Source organism: Streptomyces sp. NPDC093568, assembly GCF_044764945.1.
Lineage (GTDB): Bacteria > Actinomycetota > Actinomycetes > Streptomycetales > Streptomycetaceae > Streptomyces.
In genome coordinates, this window is record NZ_JBIWJD010000016.1 from 45,606 (window position 1) to 62,208 (window position 16,603).

The 16,603-nt window shown below is 71.1% G+C and carries 19 protein-coding genes and 1 pseudogene; 9 read left to right on the forward strand and 11 right to left on the reverse strand.

What is annotated here, in order from left to right; all coding sequences use genetic code 11:
* Positions 1-111 precede the first annotated feature (111 nt).
* Both ACIRD7_RS38630 and ACIRD7_RS38635 read left to right on the forward strand, forming a co-directional pair.
* Positions 112-987, forward strand: coding sequence for an undecaprenyl-diphosphate phosphatase (locus ACIRD7_RS38630; protein WP_403460663.1), 876 nt, complete (start codon positions 112-114; stop codon positions 985-987).
* A 149-nt stretch (positions 988-1,136) separates the two neighbouring features.
* Positions 1,137-1,316 (forward strand): hypothetical protein, encoded by a 180-nt coding sequence (locus ACIRD7_RS38635; RefSeq protein WP_403460664.1) that lies wholly within the window; start codon positions 1,137-1,139, stop codon positions 1,314-1,316.
* Positions 1,317-1,358: 42 nt separating this feature from the next.
* Here the strand turns inward: ACIRD7_RS38635 and ACIRD7_RS38640 are convergent, their stop codons facing one another.
* A complete protein-coding gene (locus ACIRD7_RS38640) occupies positions 1,359-2,174 on the reverse strand; it encodes a DUF899 domain-containing protein (RefSeq protein ID WP_403460665.1) in 816 nt (271 codons plus the stop codon).
* A gap of 193 nt (positions 2,175-2,367) precedes the next feature.
* Between ACIRD7_RS38640 and ACIRD7_RS38645 the strand changes: the two genes are divergently transcribed.
* Entirely contained in the window at positions 2,368-2,853 is a 486-nt protein-coding gene (locus ACIRD7_RS38645) for a nuclear transport factor 2 family protein (protein WP_403460666.1), read from the forward strand.
* A gap of 70 nt (positions 2,854-2,923) precedes the next feature.
* Positions 2,924-4,507, forward strand: a complete 1,584-nt coding sequence (lnt, locus tag ACIRD7_RS38650) for an apolipoprotein N-acyltransferase (protein WP_403460667.1) — start codon at positions 2,924-2,926, stop codon at positions 4,505-4,507.
* On the opposite strand, the gene ACIRD7_RS38655 is transcribed toward lnt, so the two are convergent.
* Complete coding sequence (locus tag ACIRD7_RS38655; RefSeq protein WP_403460736.1) at positions 4,431-5,336, reverse strand: Gfo/Idh/MocA family protein; 906 nt, start codon at positions 5,334-5,336, stop codon at positions 4,431-4,433. The genes lnt and ACIRD7_RS38655 overlap by 77 nt on opposite strands.
* A gap of 30 nt (positions 5,337-5,366) precedes the next feature.
* Positions 5,367-6,533, reverse strand: a pseudogene (locus ACIRD7_RS38660) (FAD-dependent monooxygenase); the annotation flags it as partial.
* A gap of 85 nt (positions 6,534-6,618) precedes the next feature.
* Between ACIRD7_RS38660 and ACIRD7_RS38665 the strand changes: the two are divergent.
* The 3 genes from ACIRD7_RS38665 to ACIRD7_RS38675 all read left to right on the forward strand — a co-directional run bounded on the left by ACIRD7_RS38665 (position 6,619) and on the right by ACIRD7_RS38675 (position 8,405).
* Positions 6,619-7,209 carry a TetR/AcrR family transcriptional regulator gene (locus tag ACIRD7_RS38665; RefSeq protein ID WP_403460668.1) on the forward strand — a complete coding sequence of 197 codons (591 nt, stop codon included), beginning with the start codon at positions 6,619-6,621 and terminating at the stop codon, positions 7,207-7,209.
* A gap of 58 nt (positions 7,210-7,267) precedes the next feature.
* A complete protein-coding gene (locus ACIRD7_RS38670) occupies positions 7,268-7,777 on the forward strand; it encodes a DinB family protein (protein WP_403460669.1) in 510 nt (169 codons plus the stop codon).
* A gap of 112 nt (positions 7,778-7,889) precedes the next feature.
* Complete coding sequence (locus tag ACIRD7_RS38675; protein ID WP_403460670.1) at positions 7,890-8,405, forward strand: hypothetical protein; 516 nt, start codon at positions 7,890-7,892, stop codon at positions 8,403-8,405.
* A gap of 129 nt (positions 8,406-8,534) precedes the next feature.
* Here ACIRD7_RS38675 and ACIRD7_RS38680 read toward each other — a convergent pair whose 3' ends face one another.
* The 7 genes from ACIRD7_RS38680 to ACIRD7_RS38710 all read right to left on the reverse strand — a co-directional run bounded on the left by ACIRD7_RS38680 (position 8,535) and on the right by ACIRD7_RS38710 (position 14,617).
* On the reverse strand, positions 8,535-8,990 hold the full coding sequence (locus ACIRD7_RS38680; RefSeq protein ID WP_403460671.1) for a hypothetical protein: 456 nt from the start codon (positions 8,988-8,990) through the stop codon (positions 8,535-8,537).
* A gap of 121 nt (positions 8,991-9,111) precedes the next feature.
* Complete coding sequence (ung, locus tag ACIRD7_RS38685) at positions 9,112-9,795, reverse strand: uracil-DNA glycosylase (RefSeq protein ID WP_403460672.1); 684 nt, start codon at positions 9,793-9,795, stop codon at positions 9,112-9,114.
* A gap of 161 nt (positions 9,796-9,956) precedes the next feature.
* Positions 9,957-11,534, reverse strand: a complete 1,578-nt coding sequence (locus ACIRD7_RS38690) for an ABC transporter substrate-binding protein (RefSeq protein WP_403460673.1) — start codon at positions 11,532-11,534, stop codon at positions 9,957-9,959.
* A 209-nt stretch (positions 11,535-11,743) separates the two neighbouring features.
* Entirely contained in the window at positions 11,744-12,505 is a 762-nt protein-coding gene (locus ACIRD7_RS38695; RefSeq protein ID WP_403460674.1) for an SDR family oxidoreductase, read from the reverse strand.
* A 19-nt stretch (positions 12,506-12,524) separates the two neighbouring features.
* On the reverse strand, positions 12,525-13,286 hold the full coding sequence (gene fabG, locus ACIRD7_RS38700; protein ID WP_403460675.1) for a 3-oxoacyl-ACP reductase FabG: 762 nt from the start codon (positions 13,284-13,286) through the stop codon (positions 12,525-12,527).
* A gap of 114 nt (positions 13,287-13,400) precedes the next feature.
* Entirely contained in the window at positions 13,401-13,850 is a 450-nt protein-coding gene (locus ACIRD7_RS38705; RefSeq protein ID WP_403460677.1) for a DUF3037 domain-containing protein, read from the reverse strand.
* Entirely contained in the window at positions 13,847-14,617 is a 771-nt protein-coding gene (locus tag ACIRD7_RS38710; RefSeq protein WP_403460678.1) for a HipA family kinase, read from the reverse strand. The genes ACIRD7_RS38705 and ACIRD7_RS38710 overlap by 4 nt, the downstream gene beginning before the upstream one ends.
* A gap of 219 nt (positions 14,618-14,836) precedes the next feature.
* Between ACIRD7_RS38710 and ACIRD7_RS38715 the strand changes: the two genes are divergently transcribed.
* Positions 14,837-15,331: a Rieske (2Fe-2S) protein gene (locus ACIRD7_RS38715; RefSeq protein WP_403460679.1), complete on the forward strand. Its 495-nt coding sequence runs from the start codon at positions 14,837-14,839 to the stop codon at positions 15,329-15,331.
* On the opposite strand, the gene ACIRD7_RS38720 is transcribed toward ACIRD7_RS38715, so the two are convergent.
* Positions 15,318-15,968 carry a cysteine hydrolase gene (locus ACIRD7_RS38720; RefSeq protein ID WP_403460680.1) on the reverse strand — a complete coding sequence of 217 codons (651 nt, stop codon included), beginning with the start codon at positions 15,966-15,968 and terminating at the stop codon, positions 15,318-15,320. The two genes, ACIRD7_RS38715 and ACIRD7_RS38720, sit on opposite strands and share 14 nt — an antisense overlap.
* A gap of 160 nt (positions 15,969-16,128) precedes the next feature.
* Between ACIRD7_RS38720 and ACIRD7_RS38725 the strand changes: the two genes are divergently transcribed.
* On the forward strand, positions 16,129-16,596 hold the full coding sequence (locus ACIRD7_RS38725) for a pyridoxamine 5'-phosphate oxidase family protein (RefSeq protein ID WP_403460681.1): 468 nt from the start codon (positions 16,129-16,131) through the stop codon (positions 16,594-16,596).
* Positions 16,597-16,603 lie beyond the last annotated feature (7 nt).

The following is a 16,603-nucleotide window of genomic DNA, read 5'->3' on the forward strand; positions in this document are numbered from 1 at the left end:
GCCGTCATCGCGGGACGCTACGCTGCCCCTCGACACCCGCGATCACTGCGCCGCCGACGAGGTGTCCCCCGTCACCCCTTGCCACCATGAGCACTTGGACTCCGTAACTACATGTCTTGGTTTGAATCCCTCATCCTCGGACTCGTCCAGGGGCTGACCGAGTTCCTCCCCGTGTCCTCCAGCGCGCACCTGCGCCTGACCGCGGCGTTCTCGGGCTGGGAGGACCCCGGTGCGGCCTTCACCGCGATCACTCAGATCGGCACGGAGACCGCGGTTCTGATCTACTTCCGCAAGGACATCGGGCGGATCATCTCGGCGTGGCTGCGGTCGCTGACGAACAAGGAGATGCGGCAGGACCACGACGCCCAGATGGGCTGGCTGGTGATCGTCGGCTCGATCCCGATCGGCGTGCTGGGCCTGACGCTCAAGGACCAGATCGAGGGCCCCTTCCGCGATCTGCGCATCACGGCGACGATGCTGATCGTCGTCGGCATCGTCATCGGCATCGCCGACCGGATGGCGGCCCGCGACGAGTCGGGCGGCCGGCACCGCGCGCCCAAGCAGCGCAAGTCGCTGCAGGACCTGAACGTCAAGGACGGCCTGATCTACGGCCTGTGCCAGTCCGCGGCGCTCATCCCCGGCGTCTCCCGCTCCGGCGCCACCATCAGCGGCGGCCTCTTCATGGGCTACAACCGCGAGGCCGCGGCCCGTTACTCCTTCCTCCTCGCGATCCCGGCCGTTCTCGCCTCCGGGCTCTTCGAGCTGAAGGACGCGATGGAGAGCGACCATGTCTCCTGGGGCCCGACGATCTTCGCCACGGTGATCGCCTTCGTGTCCGGATACGCGGTCATCGCCTGGTTCATGAAGTTCATCTCGACCAAGAGCTTCATGCCGTTCGTCTGGTACCGCATCGCCCTCGGCATCGTCATCATCGCCTTGGTGGCGGCGGGCGTCCTGAGCCCGCACGCGGCGGAGTCGGCGGGCTGACGCCCGGGTCACGGGCGGGGATACCGGCTGACCGACGGGTCAGTAGCCAGGCCCCGCCGACACCCACCCCGAAATCCGTGACCAATCACATATGTTCTGCGTAGCCGTCCGGTAGCGCGCTGTCAGTCCTTGCCCCTAGGCTTGGCCGCATGTCCTCCCCTTCCTTAGGCCCTGGTTCCGTGCGGTCTGCTGCCGAGGTGAACGAGGAGATCCGTGCCCTCTGGCTGCGCGCGGGCGGCTCCTTGTCGGCTCAGGAGCGCGCGGAATACGAGCTGTTGGTGGTCGAATGGGCAGCCGCCATCCGCGACGAGATCATCGAGGCCGCCTGAGGCCCGGACACCCGAGCGGCGGCCACCACCGGCCAACGCCCGTCAGTGACACTCCCCCTGCCGTCCCAGGGTCTCAACCGGTGTCGCGCCCGGGCGAGTCCACTGCGGTACCGGGCGGCTGGTCGGGCCCCAGGTGGCGTTGCCGTCCGCGTCCGAGCGCCAGTACCAGCAGGCCTGCCGGCCCACCGCCGGATACCCCTCGCGGACATCGCCGAGCACCGACCGGCCCTCGGGGTTGTCCTCCCACCCCTCGCCCCGGCCGTAGGGCGTCATGTCGAGCAGGCCGAAAGTTCCGTTGACCGGCTCGTTGCCGCGCCCCGTCGTCGAGTAGGTCAGGAAAACGCGATCGCCGTCGCGCAAGTAGCAGGTGAGGTAACCCATTTCACCGCCGACCGGCTCGTCGACTCCGCGCACCGAGTACCAGGGCTGCGTGTACCCCATGAACTCGACGAACGAGGCCACCTCCTCCCACCTGCCCGTGGTCACGATGGCCATGGAGACGCCCCGGGCGTTCAGGTACACCGCGTCCTTCATGTGCCAGGCCGTGGTGGTGCAGCCCTCGCACTGTCCCTGGTGCGGAGCGCCGTCGTACCACATGTGCTTGTAGACCAGGAGCTCGTCGCGGCCCTGGAACAGGTCCAGGAACGGGACCGGGCCGTCGGGTCCGACGACCTCGACCGTCCCGTCGAACTCCACCATCGGCAGCCGTCGGCGGGCCGCGGCGATGGCGTCGCCCGCACGGGTGTGGGCCTTCTCGCGGACCAGGAGCTCGTCACGGGCGGCCTGCCAGGTAGCCAGGTCGACGACGGGCGGACGGCCGGGCAGCTCGGGGGTCGGGGCGTTCGGCGTGGTCGTCATGGTGTCCTCCGTGGTGTGTCGTGCCGGGCGGCGTCGCACGACGCCCGCGGCCCTCACAGAGCAGACTCCCGTCCCGGCCGGAACTCATCGCGGCCGGCGGGAAGGTGCGGAAGGAGCAGGCCCGTCCTCACCGTCACCGAATACCGCCGTACGCCCTCTTGGCTCTTCCCACCTCATGCCCAACACTGAGCCGATGACGCAGCGTGTGGAACTCGCCACCCTGAGGGACCGGTTGGCGGTCGACGGAATGATCACCGAGTACGCGGCCGCCGTGGACGACGGGGACTGGGCCGCGTACCGAGACCTGTTCACGCCCGACGGACGCGCGGACTACCGCTCGGCCGGTGGTATCGAGGGCGACGCCGGAAGCGTCGCCACGTGGCTGGCGGAGAGCATGCGGGTGTTCTCGATGCGCCAGCACCTCATCGTCAACCGCCGGGTGCACTTCGGGGTGCTGGAACAGGACACCGGCGACACCGCCCGGGTGCGGGCGGACTACGTCAATCCGATGCGGTTCGCCGGGGGCGGCGAGGGCTCCTCGGCCCCCGACTTCGTGTGCGGCGGCCGGTACGCCTTCGCACTGCTGCGCACCGACGACGGCTGGCGGCTGCGCGAGGTGATCGTCCAGGAGAAATGGCGCCGCCTCCCCGAGCCGGCCGCGCCGGCGGTGATCGACTGAGCGGACGCCCACTGTCCCGGTGTCAGTGCCTGTGAGCACACTGGAAGGAATACGGGGTAGGAGGCGCCGCATGAAGACGATCAGCCACTGGCTCGCCTCGCCCTGGCGGCGCTCGATCACCGCCGCTGTGGCAGGTGCGCTGCCGGTGCTCGCCTTTCCCGCGCCGGCGCTGTGGTGGTTCGCGTACGTCGCTCTGGTTCCGTGGATCGCGTTGCTGCGCACCGCCCCGACCGGCCGGCGTGCCATGCGCGAGGGCTGGTGGGGCGGCTTCGGCTTCATGCTGGCGATGCACCACTGGCTGGTGCCGAATCTGCATGTCTTCACGTTCGTCATCGCCGCCCTGCTCGGCGCGCTGTGGGCCCCGTGGGGCTGGCTGGTGCGCAGGTTCCTGGCCTCGTCGCGCCCGTCCCCGGGCCGGGTGGCGGGGGCGCTTTTCGTCCTGCCCGCCGGCTGGCTGATGGTCGAGCTCGTGCGCTCCTGGCAGGAGCTGGGCGGCCCCTGGGGCGTGCTGGGCTCCAGTCAGTGGCAGGTGGAGCCCGCGCTGCGGCTCGCCTCGGTGGGCGGGGTGTGGCTGATCAGCTTCCTGGTGGTGGCCGTCAATGTCGCCGTCGCCGTGCTGGTGACGGTGCGCGCGTCCCGGGTTCCCGCGGTGGCCGGTCTCGCCGCGACGGCCGTGGCCACCTCGGCGGCCTGGGTGTGGTCCCCGCGCCCGGACGTCCAGGACCGGGTCCGGATCGCCGTCGTACAGCCGGGGGTCATCGAGGGGGGCAAGTCCGCGGACCGGCGTTTCGACCGGGAGGAGCAGCTCACCCGGGCCCTGGCCGGCCAGGGGGTCGACCTGGTCGTCTGGGGCGAGAGCAGCGTCGGCTACGACCTGGACGACCGCCCCGACTTCGCCCGCCGGCTCGCGGCACTCTCCCGTGAGACGGGGGCGGACATCCTGGTCAACGTGGACGCGCGGCGCTCCGACAAGCCGGGCATCTACAAGAGCTCGATCCTGGTCGGCGCGGACGGCCCGACCGGCGACCGCTACGACAAGATGCGCCTGGTCCCCTTCGGGGAGTACATACCGCTGCGCTCGATGCTGGGCTGGGCGACCTCGGTCGGCAAGGCGGCCGCCGAGGACCGCAGGCGCGGCACGGAACAGGTCGTGATGGACGCGGGGCACGGGCTGCGCGTCGGCCCCATGGTCTGCTTCGAGTCCGCGTTCTCCGACATGAGCCGCAGCCTCACCGACGACGGCGCCCAGGTCCTCATCGCCCAGTCGGCGACGTCGACGTTCCAGCAGAGCTGGGCCCCCGAGCAGCACGCCTCGCTCGCCGCGCTGCGCGCCGCCGAGACCGGCCGCCCGATGGTGCACGCGACACTGACCGGTGTCTCGGCCGTGTACGGGCCGGGCGGGCAGCGCGTCGGTTCCTGGCTGGGGACGAACGAGAGCACCAGTGCGGTCTACGACGTTCCGCTGGCCGGCGGTGTCACGCCGTACGTCCGCTTCGGCGACTGGGTGGCGCAGGCGGCGCTGCTGATCGTCGTCGCCTGGTGTGCGGGCGAGGGCGCGGCGAGGCTGCGGCCCCGGTTCAGGCGGCCCGCTCCTGAACCGCGCGTACCACCCGCTCGCACAACTCATGAGTCGCCAGCGCGTCCCGGGCGCTGAGCACCTTGCCCGCGCGCACGGCGTCGAGGAAGGCGAGCACGGCCTGCTCGATGCCGCGCTGCCGGGCCACCGGCACCCAGTCCCCGCGCCGCCGCACGGTCGGCTGGCCCTTGTGGTCGACGACCTCGGCGAGGTTGAGCACCTGGCGCTTGGTGTCCTGCCCGGACACCTCCAGGACCTCCTCGGCCGAGCCGCTGAGCCGGTTCATGACGCCGAGCGCGGTGAAGCCGTCGCCGGCGAGCTGGAGCACGACGTGGTGCAGCAGCCCGCGCTCGACGCGGGCACGCACGGTCACGTCGTCGATCGGGCCGGGCACGAGGAAGCGCAGGGTGTCGACGACGTGGATGAAGTCGTCGAGGATCATCGCGCGCGGCTCCTCGGGAAGCCCGATGCGGTTCTTCTGCATCAGGATCAGCTCGCGCGGATGGTCGGCGCACTGCGCGTAGCCGGGGGCGTAGCGGCGGTTGAAGCCGACGGCGAGGCTTACGTTCCGCTTCTCGGCGAGCACCACGAGCCGCTCGGAGTCGGTGAGCCGGTAGGCGAGCGGCTTGTCGACGTACGTCGGCACGCCCGCTTCCAGCAGCCGGGTCACGATCTCCGGGTGGGCGACCGTGGGCGCGTGCACGAAGGCGGCGTCGAGGTCCTGGGCGAGGAGCGAGTCGAGGTCCTCGTGGCGCTGCCCGGCGGGGAGGTGGAGGCCGTCGGCGACGCGGGCGAGCGTGGCGGGCGTCCGCGTCTGGAGGTGCAGTTCGACCCCGGGCTGCACGCCGAGCACCGGCAGGTAGGCCTTCTGCGCGATGTCACCGAGTCCGATGCAGCCGACCTTCACGGGGTGTGCTCCTCTGTCGCTCGCCTGCGTGGTCTTCTCGGCAGCATACGGCGCCTGCGGGGGCCGCCAGTCGGCGATGCCGTCGAAGCCGCGCAGGAACAGCAGCGGGGCGGCCTTGGACAGGGCGGCCAGCGTCGTGTTCCGTACGGCGATCCGGGCGCGGCCGGTCATCATGTTGAGGCGCCCGATCCGGGCGGCCTGGCGGGCGATGGCGGTCGTACGCGGCAGCCGGGCCGTCGTGTAGGCGGCCAGGTCGGTGGGGTGCGCGGCGAGGACGACCGCGTCCTCGACGGCCTGGTTGCCGCCCTGCCCGAGCGTCGGCTGCATGGCGTGCGCGGCGTCCCCGACCAGCGCGACCCGGCCGCGGTGGTAGGCGGGCAGCGGTTCGGCGATGTGGTGGACGTCGTGGCGCAGGACGTCCTCGGGGCGGGCTGCGGCGAGGATCGCGGGGATCGGGTCGTGCCAGTCGCCGTAGCGGCGCAGCAGTTCGGCCTTCTCGTCGTCGGGCGCGCGTTCTCCGGCGGGTGTGATCGCCGCGGCGTACGCGTAGACGCGGCCGTCCTTGAGCGGGTGCGAACCCCAGATGCGGCCCGGGCCCCAGGTCTCGTGCGAGGCGAACTCGACGCCGGGCACCGGGATGACGACCCGCCAGGTGGTGAACCCGGAGTACGCGGTTCCGGGGTGACGCGGGAACAGGGCGCCACGTACGGCGGACCGGATGCCGTCGGCGGCCACCACGAGGTCGGCCTCCAGATCGCCGTCCGGTGTGCTCACGCGGGCGGGCCGGCCGGTGTCGCCGGGGTCGGCCAGCGTCGCGGCGGCTGAGGTGCGGACGGTCCCGGCCGGGAGCCGGGCGGCGAGACTGTTGATCAGGGTGGCCCGGTGCAGGAGGACGAGCGGGCCGCCGAAGCGTTCGGCGACCGCGGCGGCGTCGGTGCGGGAGAGCCAGCGTCCGGACGGGGTGCGCAGTCCTCCGTCGCCCTGCCAGGCCGCGAGGTCGCGGATCTCGTCGCCGATCCCGACGACGTCCAGCGCGCGCAGGGAGTTGGGCGCCAGGGAGATGCCCGCGCCGACCGGCTCCAGGGACGGGGCGCGCTCCAGCACGGTGACGTCCCACCCGACTTGGTGCAGTGCGACCGCCGCGGTAAGGCCTCCGATACCGCCGCCGATCACGACGGCCCGCCTCGACTGTGCCATGGTTCCTCCAGGGGCTAACTACAGATGTAGTGACCGTGCACGTCGACTGTACTACAGGCGTAGTGCGACAGGTAGGTTGATCTCCATGGCCGTATCCACCACGGGTGCCGCGCGCGCCGATCTCGTCGCCGACACCGCCCTCGCGCTGCTCGCGGAGCGCGGTATGCGGGGCCTCACGCATCGGGCCGTCGACGAGGGGGCCGGGCTGCCGCCGGGCTCCACGTCGAACCTCGCGCGCACCCGGCAGGCCCTGTTGGAGCTCGCGGTGCGACGGCTCGCCGACCGCGAGGCGCGCGTACTGGCGCTGGAGGAGATGCCGGATCCGCGCGGTGGCCTCGACTCACTGGCCGACGGCCTGGCGCTGGCGACGCACCGGGCCCTGACCCGTCACCGCGAACTGACGCTCGCCCGCTACGAGTTGGCCCTGGAGGCCACGCGCCGCCCCGAGCTGCGCGCGTACTTCGACGCGACGGGCGCCCGCTTCCGCGACCAGCTCACCACGCTGGTGACCGCGATGGGTTCGACGACTCCCGCGCGGCATGTGCTGTCCCTGGTGGCCTGGGCGGACGGGCTGATGTTCAGCTGCGTGGCCGGATCCTTCAGCGCGGAGCCGCCGAGTCTGGAAGAGGTCCGGGCGGGCTTGCGCGAACTGCTCGACGGGATGTTCGGCGACTGAGCCCGCCGACCGCAAAAACTCCTGGTGAATCGCCCTGGGGTGCGCGACGATGCGGGGCATGACAATCGAACGCCATGAACCCTCCACCACCGCCGACGAGCGCGCGATGCTGGAGGGCTGGCTGGACTACCACCGCCAGACCCTCGCATGGAAATGCCATGGACTGACCGACGCCCAGCTCAGGACGGCCTCCGTGGAACCGTCCGAGCTGACCCTGATGGGGCTGGTCCGGCACATGGCGGAGGTGGAGCGGTTCTGGTTCCACGAGATCCTCGTGGGCGAGGACCTCGGGGTGCTCTACTCCAGCGAGGAGGACCCGGACGGTGAGTTCCACTTCACCGACGCGGACACCTGGGACGAGGCTCACACCACCTGGCAGCGCGAGATCGACAACGCCCGTCGCGACGCGGCCGGGTTCGGCCTGGACGACCTCTCCAAGGGCACGAGCCGGTCCGGCGAACGTTTCAATCTGCGCTGGATCATCACGCACATGATCGAGGAGTACGCCCGCCACAACGGGCACGCCGACCTGATCCGCGAGCGCGTGGACGGCGCCACCGGCGACTGACGTCAGCGGGGACGGGCCCACGCCGCCCGTACGGGGACGGAGATCACCCGTGTGGACCAACCTCCGCTCGTCCGCTGTCCGGGCGGCCGCCCGACCCAGCAGAGTTGCGCGGGTGCATCGAACGACGACCACCGCAACGCTCCTGGTCACCGTGGCCGTCTCGGCCCTCTCCGGCTGTACGACGGTCCAGCGGCCGCCGACGTCCGGCACGCCGGCGGCACCGTCCCAGCCGTCGGTCCCCCGGCCCAGCGGGCCCGCGGAACCCGAGGTCGTACAGGCGCCGGCCCGCGAGGCCCTCGCGCTCATCGGCCCGTCCCCCAGCCCCGACCCCACGCCGGCCGCCGCACGCTCCGCGCCCCCGAGCACGCCACGCCAGGCGTCACCCGCTCCCCGGGCTCCCCGACCGGGCCAGGACCCGCGCTCCGCGCACCACGCACCACGCCGCCCGCATTCCGACGCGGCCCCGGCCGCCCCGGAACGGGCCGGCCCCCCGGTCCCGGACGTCTCGAAGTCGCTCCCCCGGGAGGTCCAGGGGAACCCGGACGTCTGCGCGCTGGGCAGGAAGTACGGCGGTTGGCCGGCGGACAGCCCCGAGTCGAGGATCTGCGACCAGACGTACGGACGGTGAGGGCTCGGGGGGGCAGACGCCCGGGGCCTCCCGGGCTCCGGGGGGACAGGCGACCGGACGTCCCGCGGGCTCCACGGGGGCAAGCGCCCGAACGACCCGGGCGCCGGTCGCTCCCAATAGACGAGGCCCCTACGCCTCCTCCCCCAGCCACCCCTCCAGCCGCCGGATCTCCGCCCGCACCCCGTCCCCGTAGCTGTCGTCCCGCAGCGCCCCCGCCGCTCCCCGGGCCCGGCGCAGATGCGCGCGGGCGGCTTCCGTGCGCTCCAGCTTGACGTAGTCGGCGGCCAGGTTCAGATGCAGTGCGGGATACAGGGCGCGCACGCCGACCGCACCGCCCGCACCCTCCGCCTCCGTCAACGCCCGCAAATCCCAGGCGAGTTCGTCCGAGGGGTCGTCCTGTGTGTCGGCGAGGTAGTGGGCCAGGGTGCACCGCTGCAGCGGGTCGCCGTCCTCGCCGAGCTCCGTCCACAGGTCCAGCAGCCGCCGCCGGGCCTCCTCGCGGTCGCCGGCGTGATGGAGCATCACGACCTGGCCGATCCGCGTCAGCACGGCGTCCGGCGCCGCCTGCTCCTGTCGCTCCGCCACCGCGTCCTCCGGCCCCTCGTCGGCTGGTCCGTCCCGACGCTAACCGCAGTCACCGGCATTCCCGGTCAGGCGGGACCGGGCAGGCAGGCGAGAGGCCGGTCCGAGTGGCGGCGCCGGGCGGTCAGCCCAGGTCGGGGATCCGCCAGTCGATCGGCTCGTGCCCCTGCCGGGCCACCGCCTCGTTGATCTGCGTGAACGGGCGGGAGCCGAAGAACTTCTTCGCCGACAGCGGGGAGGGATGCGCGCCCTTGACCACCGCGTGCCGCGTCTCGTCGATGAGCGGGAGCTTCTTCTGCGCGTAGTTGCCCCACAGCACGAACACCGCGGGGTCGGGCCGGCCGGCCACGGCCTTGATCACGGCGTCGGTGAACTTCTCCCAGCCCTTGCCCTTGTGCGAGTTCGCCTCGCCGGCGCGCACCGTCAGCACCGCGTTGAGCAGCAGGACGCCCTGCTCGGCCCACGGCATCAGATAGCCGTTGTCCGGGACGGGGTGGCCGAGCTCCTCCTTCATCTCCTTGTAGATGTTGCGCAGCGAGGGCGGGGTCTTCACGCCGGGCCGGACCGAGAAGCACAGGCCGTGTCCCTGGCCCTCGCCGTGATACGGGTCCTGGCCGAGGACGAGGACCTTCACCTTGTCGTAGGGCGTCGCATCCAGCGCGGCGAAGACCTCCTCGCGCGGCGGATAGACGGGACCCTTCGCCCGCTCCTCCTCGACGAACTCCGTCAGCTCCTTGAAGTAGGGCTGCTGCAGCTCGTCGCCCAGAACCCCGCGCCAGGACTCGGGCAGCATGGCGGTGTCGGTCACGTCAACTTCCTTACGGTGTGCGGCAGACGATGTGCGGTCCACGACCAGCGGTCGCCTCGACGACCAGCGGTTCGCTCCCGGTTCTCAGAACCTACAGGCGACCACTGACAATCGCCCCGCGGACCGCACATCCCGACCGGCCGCCCCGCCGGTGGATCTCCCTACCAGCTCGTCTTGCGGGAGAGCTCGCCCACCATCATGATCGTCGACGGGTCCAGCGCCCGCTCCGCACCGGAGACCTCCGCGCTCGCGGCCACGTACTGCCGGCCCTGCCACAGCGGGAGCAGCCGCACGTCGTCGACGAGGATGCGCTGGGCGTCCTCGAAGTCCTTGACCACGTTGGCCCGGTCGCTCTGGGCACGGGAGTTGGGCAGCAGCGTTTCGGTGATCTTCGGCACCAGGTACGGCGTACCGAGCGCGTTCTGCTCACCGACGAACGGCGCGATGAAGTTGTCCGCGTCCGGGAAGTCGGGGAACCAGCCACGCCCGAACACCGGGTACTCGCCCTCCTGGTAGCCGGCGACGTAGGTCTTCCAGGGCCGGCTCTTGAGGGTGATGTCGAACAGGCCGGAGCCGTCGAGCTGGCGCTTCAGCTCCTCGAACTCCGCCTTGGTGGCGGAGCCGTACCGGTCGCTGGTGTACCAGAGGGTGAGGTCGACGGGGGTGGTGATGCCCGCGTCGGTGAGGATCTCGCGGGCCTTGGCCGTGCTGGGCTCGCCGTAGTCGTCGAAGAAGCCCGTGGTGTGCCCGGTCAGGCCCTTGGGGACCATGGAGTACAGCGGCTCGACGGTGTCCTTGTAGACCTTGTGCGCGATGGCCGGGCGGTCGACGACCTGGGCGATGGCCTTGCGGACGGCGGCCTTGCCCGCCATGGGGTCCTTGGGGTTGAAGACCAGGTAGTTGATCTCGGTGCCGGAGCCCTCGATCAGCTGGAGTTCGTCATCGTCGTCGGCCTGGATGTCGACGATGTCGTCGGCGGCGAGACCTCGGAAGGCGACGTCGAGCTGCTTGTCGCGCAGCGCGCCCACCATGGTGGGCGAGTCCTGGAAGTAGCGGATGGTGACCGCGTTGTTCTTGCGCTCCAGGAGGCCCTTGTAGGTGTCGTTCTTGACGAGTTCGGCCTTGCCGTCGTCGTACGAGGACAGGGTGTACGGCCCGGACCCGACGACCGACTCTTCCTCGCGGAGCTTGTCCGCCGGGTAGTCCTCGGGGTCGACGATCGACATCGCGGGGGTGGCGAGCACGAAGGGGAAGGTCGCGTCGGCCTTGTTGAGGTGGAACACGATCTCGCGGTCGTTGAGCACCTGGACCCGTTCGAGGCTGCCCAGCAGACCGGCGGGGCCGCCGTTGACGTTGATCTTCCGGATCCGGTCGATCGAGTGCTTGACCGCCTTGGCGTCGAGGGCGTGCCCGTCGGAGAACGTGAGGCCCTCGCGCAGCTCGCACTCGTACTTCATGTTGGTCGTGTCCGTGAACCGGCAGCCCTCGGCCGCGTCGGGCTCAGGGGCGGTCGCACCCGAGGGATAGCTCAGGAGTGTCTGGTAAATGTTGCGGAACAGTTCCCAGGAGCTGTCCCAGGAAGCGGCGGGATCAAGGGTGCTGGGGGCCGCGGTCGTCCCCACGACGATCGGACCTGCCTCCTCCGTCGAATCGGACGAGAGGACACCACACCCTGCCACCAGGGACGATATGGACGCGATGGCCGCCACCTGCCGCAGGCGTCGGATCCGGTTGAACACGCGCACGCTCCTCGATCTGCCATACCAAGGGTCGGCAGACGATACCGCAGTGTTCCGGCCGTGGGACCTCCTGTCTCATAGAGCACTTGTTCGTTCTTTGGATGACTACGTTGTCAATGTTTAGTGATCTTCCGATACGTCGACACGGGCGCCGCTGATGTCCAGCGGCGCCCGTGTCGAGGTGGGTATCGGGGTCGTTCCCCCGTGCGTCAGCCCACGCCGGCGTTGAGGAAGATGCCGCCGTCGACGACGAGGGTCTGGCCGGTGACCCAGTCCGACTGGTCCGAGGTGAGGAACGCGGCGGCGCCACCGATGTCGGAGGGCACGCCGAGCCGGCCCAGCGGGTAGGACGCGGCGGCCTCCTCCTCCCGCCCCTCGTACAGGGCCTGCGCGAACTTGGTCTTCACCACGGCCGGGGCGATGGCGTTGACCCGCACCTTGGGCGCGAACTCGTGCGCGAGCTGCTGGGTCAGGTTGATCAGCGCGGCCTTGCTGACGCCGTAGGCGGCGATGAACGGCGAGGGCGCGATGCCCGCGACGGAGGCGATGTTGACGATCGCGCCGCCGTTGTCCTTCTGCCAGGCGTGCCAGGTCTTCTGCGCGAAGCCGAGAGCCGAGATCACGTTGGTCTCGAAGACCTTGCGCGCGACGCCCAGGTCGAGGTCGGCGATCGGCCCGAACACCGGGTTGGTGCCGGCGTTGTTGACCAGGTAGTCGACCCGGCCGAAGGCCTCCATGGCGCGCTCGACGGCGAGGGCCTGGTGGGCCTCGTCGTGCGCCTTGCCGGCCACGTAGACGGCGCGCTCGGCGCCGAGCCGCTCGACGGCCTCCTTGAGGGAGTCCTCGGTGCGGCCGGTGATGACGACGCGGTCGCCGCGGGCGACGAGCGCCTCGGCGACGCCGTAGCCGATGCCGCGGCTGGCGCCCGTGACGAGGGCGACCTTGCCGGAGAGTGCAGGCAGTTCAGTCATGTCCGTGTCTCCTTCGGCCCTAGTCGAGCGGTCCGCCGGCGACGTACAGCACCTGGCCGGAGACGAATCCGGCCGCCTCGCCCGTGAAGAAGGCGATGGCGTTGGCGATGTCCTCCGGCTCGCCGACCCGCGCCACGGGGATCTGAGTGGCGGCCGCGGCCTTGAAGTCCTCGAAGCCCATGCCGACGCGGTCGGCGGTGGCCTTGGTCATCTCGGTGGCGATGAAGCCCGGGGCGACGGCGTTCGCGGTGACGCCGAACTTGCCGAGCTCCTTGGCGAGGGTCTTGGTGAAGCCCTGGAGTCCGGCCTTGGCGGCGGAGTAGTTGACCTGGCCGCGGTTGCCGAGCGCGGAGGACGAGGAGAGGTTGACGATCCGGCCGAAGCCCGCGTCGACCATGTGCTTCTGACAGGCCTTGGACATCAGGAAGGCGCCGCGCAGGTGCACGTTCATGACGGTGTCCCAGTCGGCGACGCTCATCTTGAACAGCAGGTTGTCGCGCAGCACGCCCGCGTTGTTGACCAGGATCACCGGGGCGCCGAGCTCCTCGGCGATCCGTGCGACGGCGGCCTCGACCTGCGCCTCGTCGGAGACGTCGCAGCCGACCGCGACGGCCCTGCCGCCGGCCGCGGTGATCTTCTCCACGGTGTCCTTGCAGGCGGCCTCGTCGAGGTCGATCACGGCGACCGCGTGACCCTCCGCGGCCAGCCGTACGGCGGTGGCGGCGCCGATGCCGCGCGCTGCGCCGGTGACTACGGCGACCCGCTGCTCAGTGGTGGACATCAGTGACTCTCCTCGGGTGAGCGACCGCTTAGTACCTTCGATGGACGTGACGCTAGAAGTCCTGGCACGCGGTGTCAACGGCCACCGCGCGCATGTGATCCATTACCTGATCCGTCACTTCACCAACACCTCGAGCAGCCGCTCGGTCTCGGCCGCCGGATCGGAGGTGAGCCCGGTGTGCACGGGCCCGGGCTGCACGACCGTCGAGCGGGGCGCGATCAGCCAGCGGAAGCGCCGCCCGGCGTCGTCGCCCGCGGCCTGCCCCGCCGCCTCGCTGCCGCCGCAGACCCGCTCGACGGCCCCGAGGGCGGCCCGGATGCCGGCCACGTCCGCGGCCGGGTCGAGGGCGAGCAGCCGCGCCTCGTCGAGGTGGGTGCGGGCGCCGACGTAGGCCTGGGCCCGGCAGTACACGAGGACGCCCGCGTTGATGCATTCACCGCGTTCGACGCGGGGGACGACGCGCAAAAGGGCGTACTCGAAGACGTCCCGTTCGTTCGACTCGCCGCCCCGGATGATGTGCCGTTCGACGACGCTGCCGGCCATGTGGATGTGGCGCTCGCTCACTTGCCCTCCTCGGTGGCGATTCCGGTGACACGCTCGTGGACGCCGGCGGCGCGGGCGAGCAGGGTGCGCGCATAGGCCCGCCGGAGCTCGTCCGGGGTGTCGAAGCCGGCCTCGTCGGCCAGCCAGACGTCCGGGATCGCGGCGGTGACCTCGGCCAGCAGGTCCTCGGTGACGCGCGGCGCGAGGTCGGCCGCGGCCGCGGCGACATCGGGGGCGAAGCGGGCCAGGGCGTGGTCGGAGGCGTCGTAGGGGCGGGCCGCGGAGGCCTCGGCCCCGGGCCAGTTGTGGTGCCAGATCATGGTCGCGCCGTGGTCGATGAGCCACAGCCCGCCCCGCCACATCAGCAGGTTGGGGTTGCGCCAGGACCGGTCGACGTTGTTCACCAGCGCGTCGAACCAGACGATACGGCCGGCCTCCTCGGCGCTCACCTCGAAGGCGAGGGGGTCGAACCCGAGCGCACCGGACAGGAAGTCCATGCCGAGGTTGGTGCCGCCGCTGCCCCGGAGCAGGTCCTGCACCTGCTGCTCGGGTTCGCCGAGCCCGAGCACCGGGTCGAGCCGCATCGTCACCAGCCGGGGTGTCCTGAAGCCGAGCCTGCGGGCGAGTTCACCGCAGACGACCTCGGCGACCAGCGTCTTGCGGCCCTGTCCGGCGCCGGTGAACTTCATGACGTAGGTCCCGAAGTCGTCGGCTTCGACGAGTCCCGGCAGCGAGCCGCCCTCACGCAGGGGCGTGATGTAGCGGGTCGCGATGACTTCCTTGAGCATCGCCCCAGGTTACTGGCGTGGAGCCGGCCGCCGGGGGCCGCCCGGCGCCCGTGCGGCCGTCACGTCGACAGCGAACCGACAGGTGCCGACAGCCGACCGACAGCTCCGCTTTACCCACCTCCGCAGGTCAGCGGGTCAGGATTTCGGCATCTCCTGAACAGCCGGTCCCCAGGGGCCGTACCACTCGGCAGATCACGAATGACCGGAAGGAACGTCAGCATGGCCAGCGAATCAGTTCAGCCGGTGTCGAAACCCAGCCGCCGTACCGTCGTGGCGGCGGTCGGCGCGGCGGGGCTCGCCGTCGCGCTGACCGCGTGCGGATCGGACGACGAGCCGTCGGGCTCGTCCACCGAGCAGGGGGCCGCCGGCGGCGGCGCGGCCACGGAGTCGGGCGGCGGCTCGTCGGCCGACCCGGGCGCGGGCGGCGGTGCGGCGCTCGCGAAGACCGCCGACATCCCGGAGGGCGGCGGCAAGGTCTTCAGCGACGAGAAGGTGGTCGTCTCGCAGCCGGCGGCGGGCGACTACAAGGCCTTCTCGACGATCTGCACCCACCAGAACTGCCCGATGACGGACCTCAAGGAGGACACCATCTCCTGCGCCTGTCACGGCAGTCAGTTCTCCGTCCTCGACGGCAGCGTGAAGAAGGGGCCCGCCACCCAGCCGCTGGCCGCGCAGCAGATCAGCGTGTCGGGCGACTCGATCACGCTGGCCTGATCCCGCGCGGACGCCCGAGGCAGCCCAGCACCTCGTCCGTGGTCGCGACCGTGGCGACCAATGCGAGGGTGTGGCTGATCATCGCCGGGGTGTAGTCGGAGGGCACCCCGGCGATGGCGTCCCGTGGCACGACCACCACATAGCCCCGGTTCACCGCGTCGAAGACGGCGTTGGGGACCGCGACGTTGGCCGAGACACCGCTCACGACCAGCGTGCGGCAGCCGAGGTTGCGCAGCAGTGCGTCGACGTCGGTGCCCTGGATCGGGGACAGGCCGTGCAGTCGCCGTACGACGAGGTCCGCTTCGGCGACCTCGATCGGCGCGGCCACGCGGACCGCCTCGGTGCCGGACGTCTGCCGGACGGGAAGCCGTTCGGCGGCGCGGAAGAGGCGGGCGTTGTGGTTGGCACCGCGGCCGTCGGGGCGGCGTTCGGCGATCGCGTGGATCACCTGGACTCCGCTCTCGTGGGCCGCGGCCACCAGACGTGCCACGTTCGCGAGCGCGCCGGACGTCCGTGCCTCCTCGGCGAGTTGGGGAAGCGCGCTGTCCGGTCCGACGACGCCCCGCTGGCATTCGACGGTGAGCAGGACGGTGGTCGCGGGGTCGAGGAGCTCGCTGAGCTCGGCGTTCGACGGCATGGGTCCCCCTGTGCCCGACGGCGGCGTGGGCGGGCGAGCGTAGCCACCATCGCGTGAGGACGGAACCACCATTGCGTGCGGACGGAAGACGACCCATCCTTTTCTGACGTGATGTCAGAGGATCTCTCCTCTGGCACGACGTGAGAGAAGAGGGGGCCGTATGACCGTCACTCAGCGCCGGGGCCGGAAGATCATGATGACGCCCGGTGAGCTGGACGAGTTCCTCACGGAGCAGCGCACCTGCCGGGTCGCCACGGTGGCCGCCGATGGATTCCCGCATGTCAGCGCCCTGTGGTTCGCCTGGGACGGCAATTCGCTGTGGCTGTACTCGGTCGTCCGCAGCAAGCGGTGGACCGATCTGCGGCGCGATCCTCGGGTCGCGGTCGTGATCGACACGGGTGAGGAGTACGAGCAGCTGCGGGGCGTCGAGCTGTCCGGCACCGCCGAGTTCGTGGGCGAGATCCCGCGCGTGGGCGAACTGCGTGCCGAACTCGACGTCCCCGAGACGCTGTTCGCCCGCAAGAACTTCGGCATCGACGAGATGCCGCACGACGGCCGGCACGCGTGGATACGGCTGACGCCCGAGAAGATCGTGTCGTGGGACTTCCGGAAGCTGGGGCCGCGGTAGGTCTCCC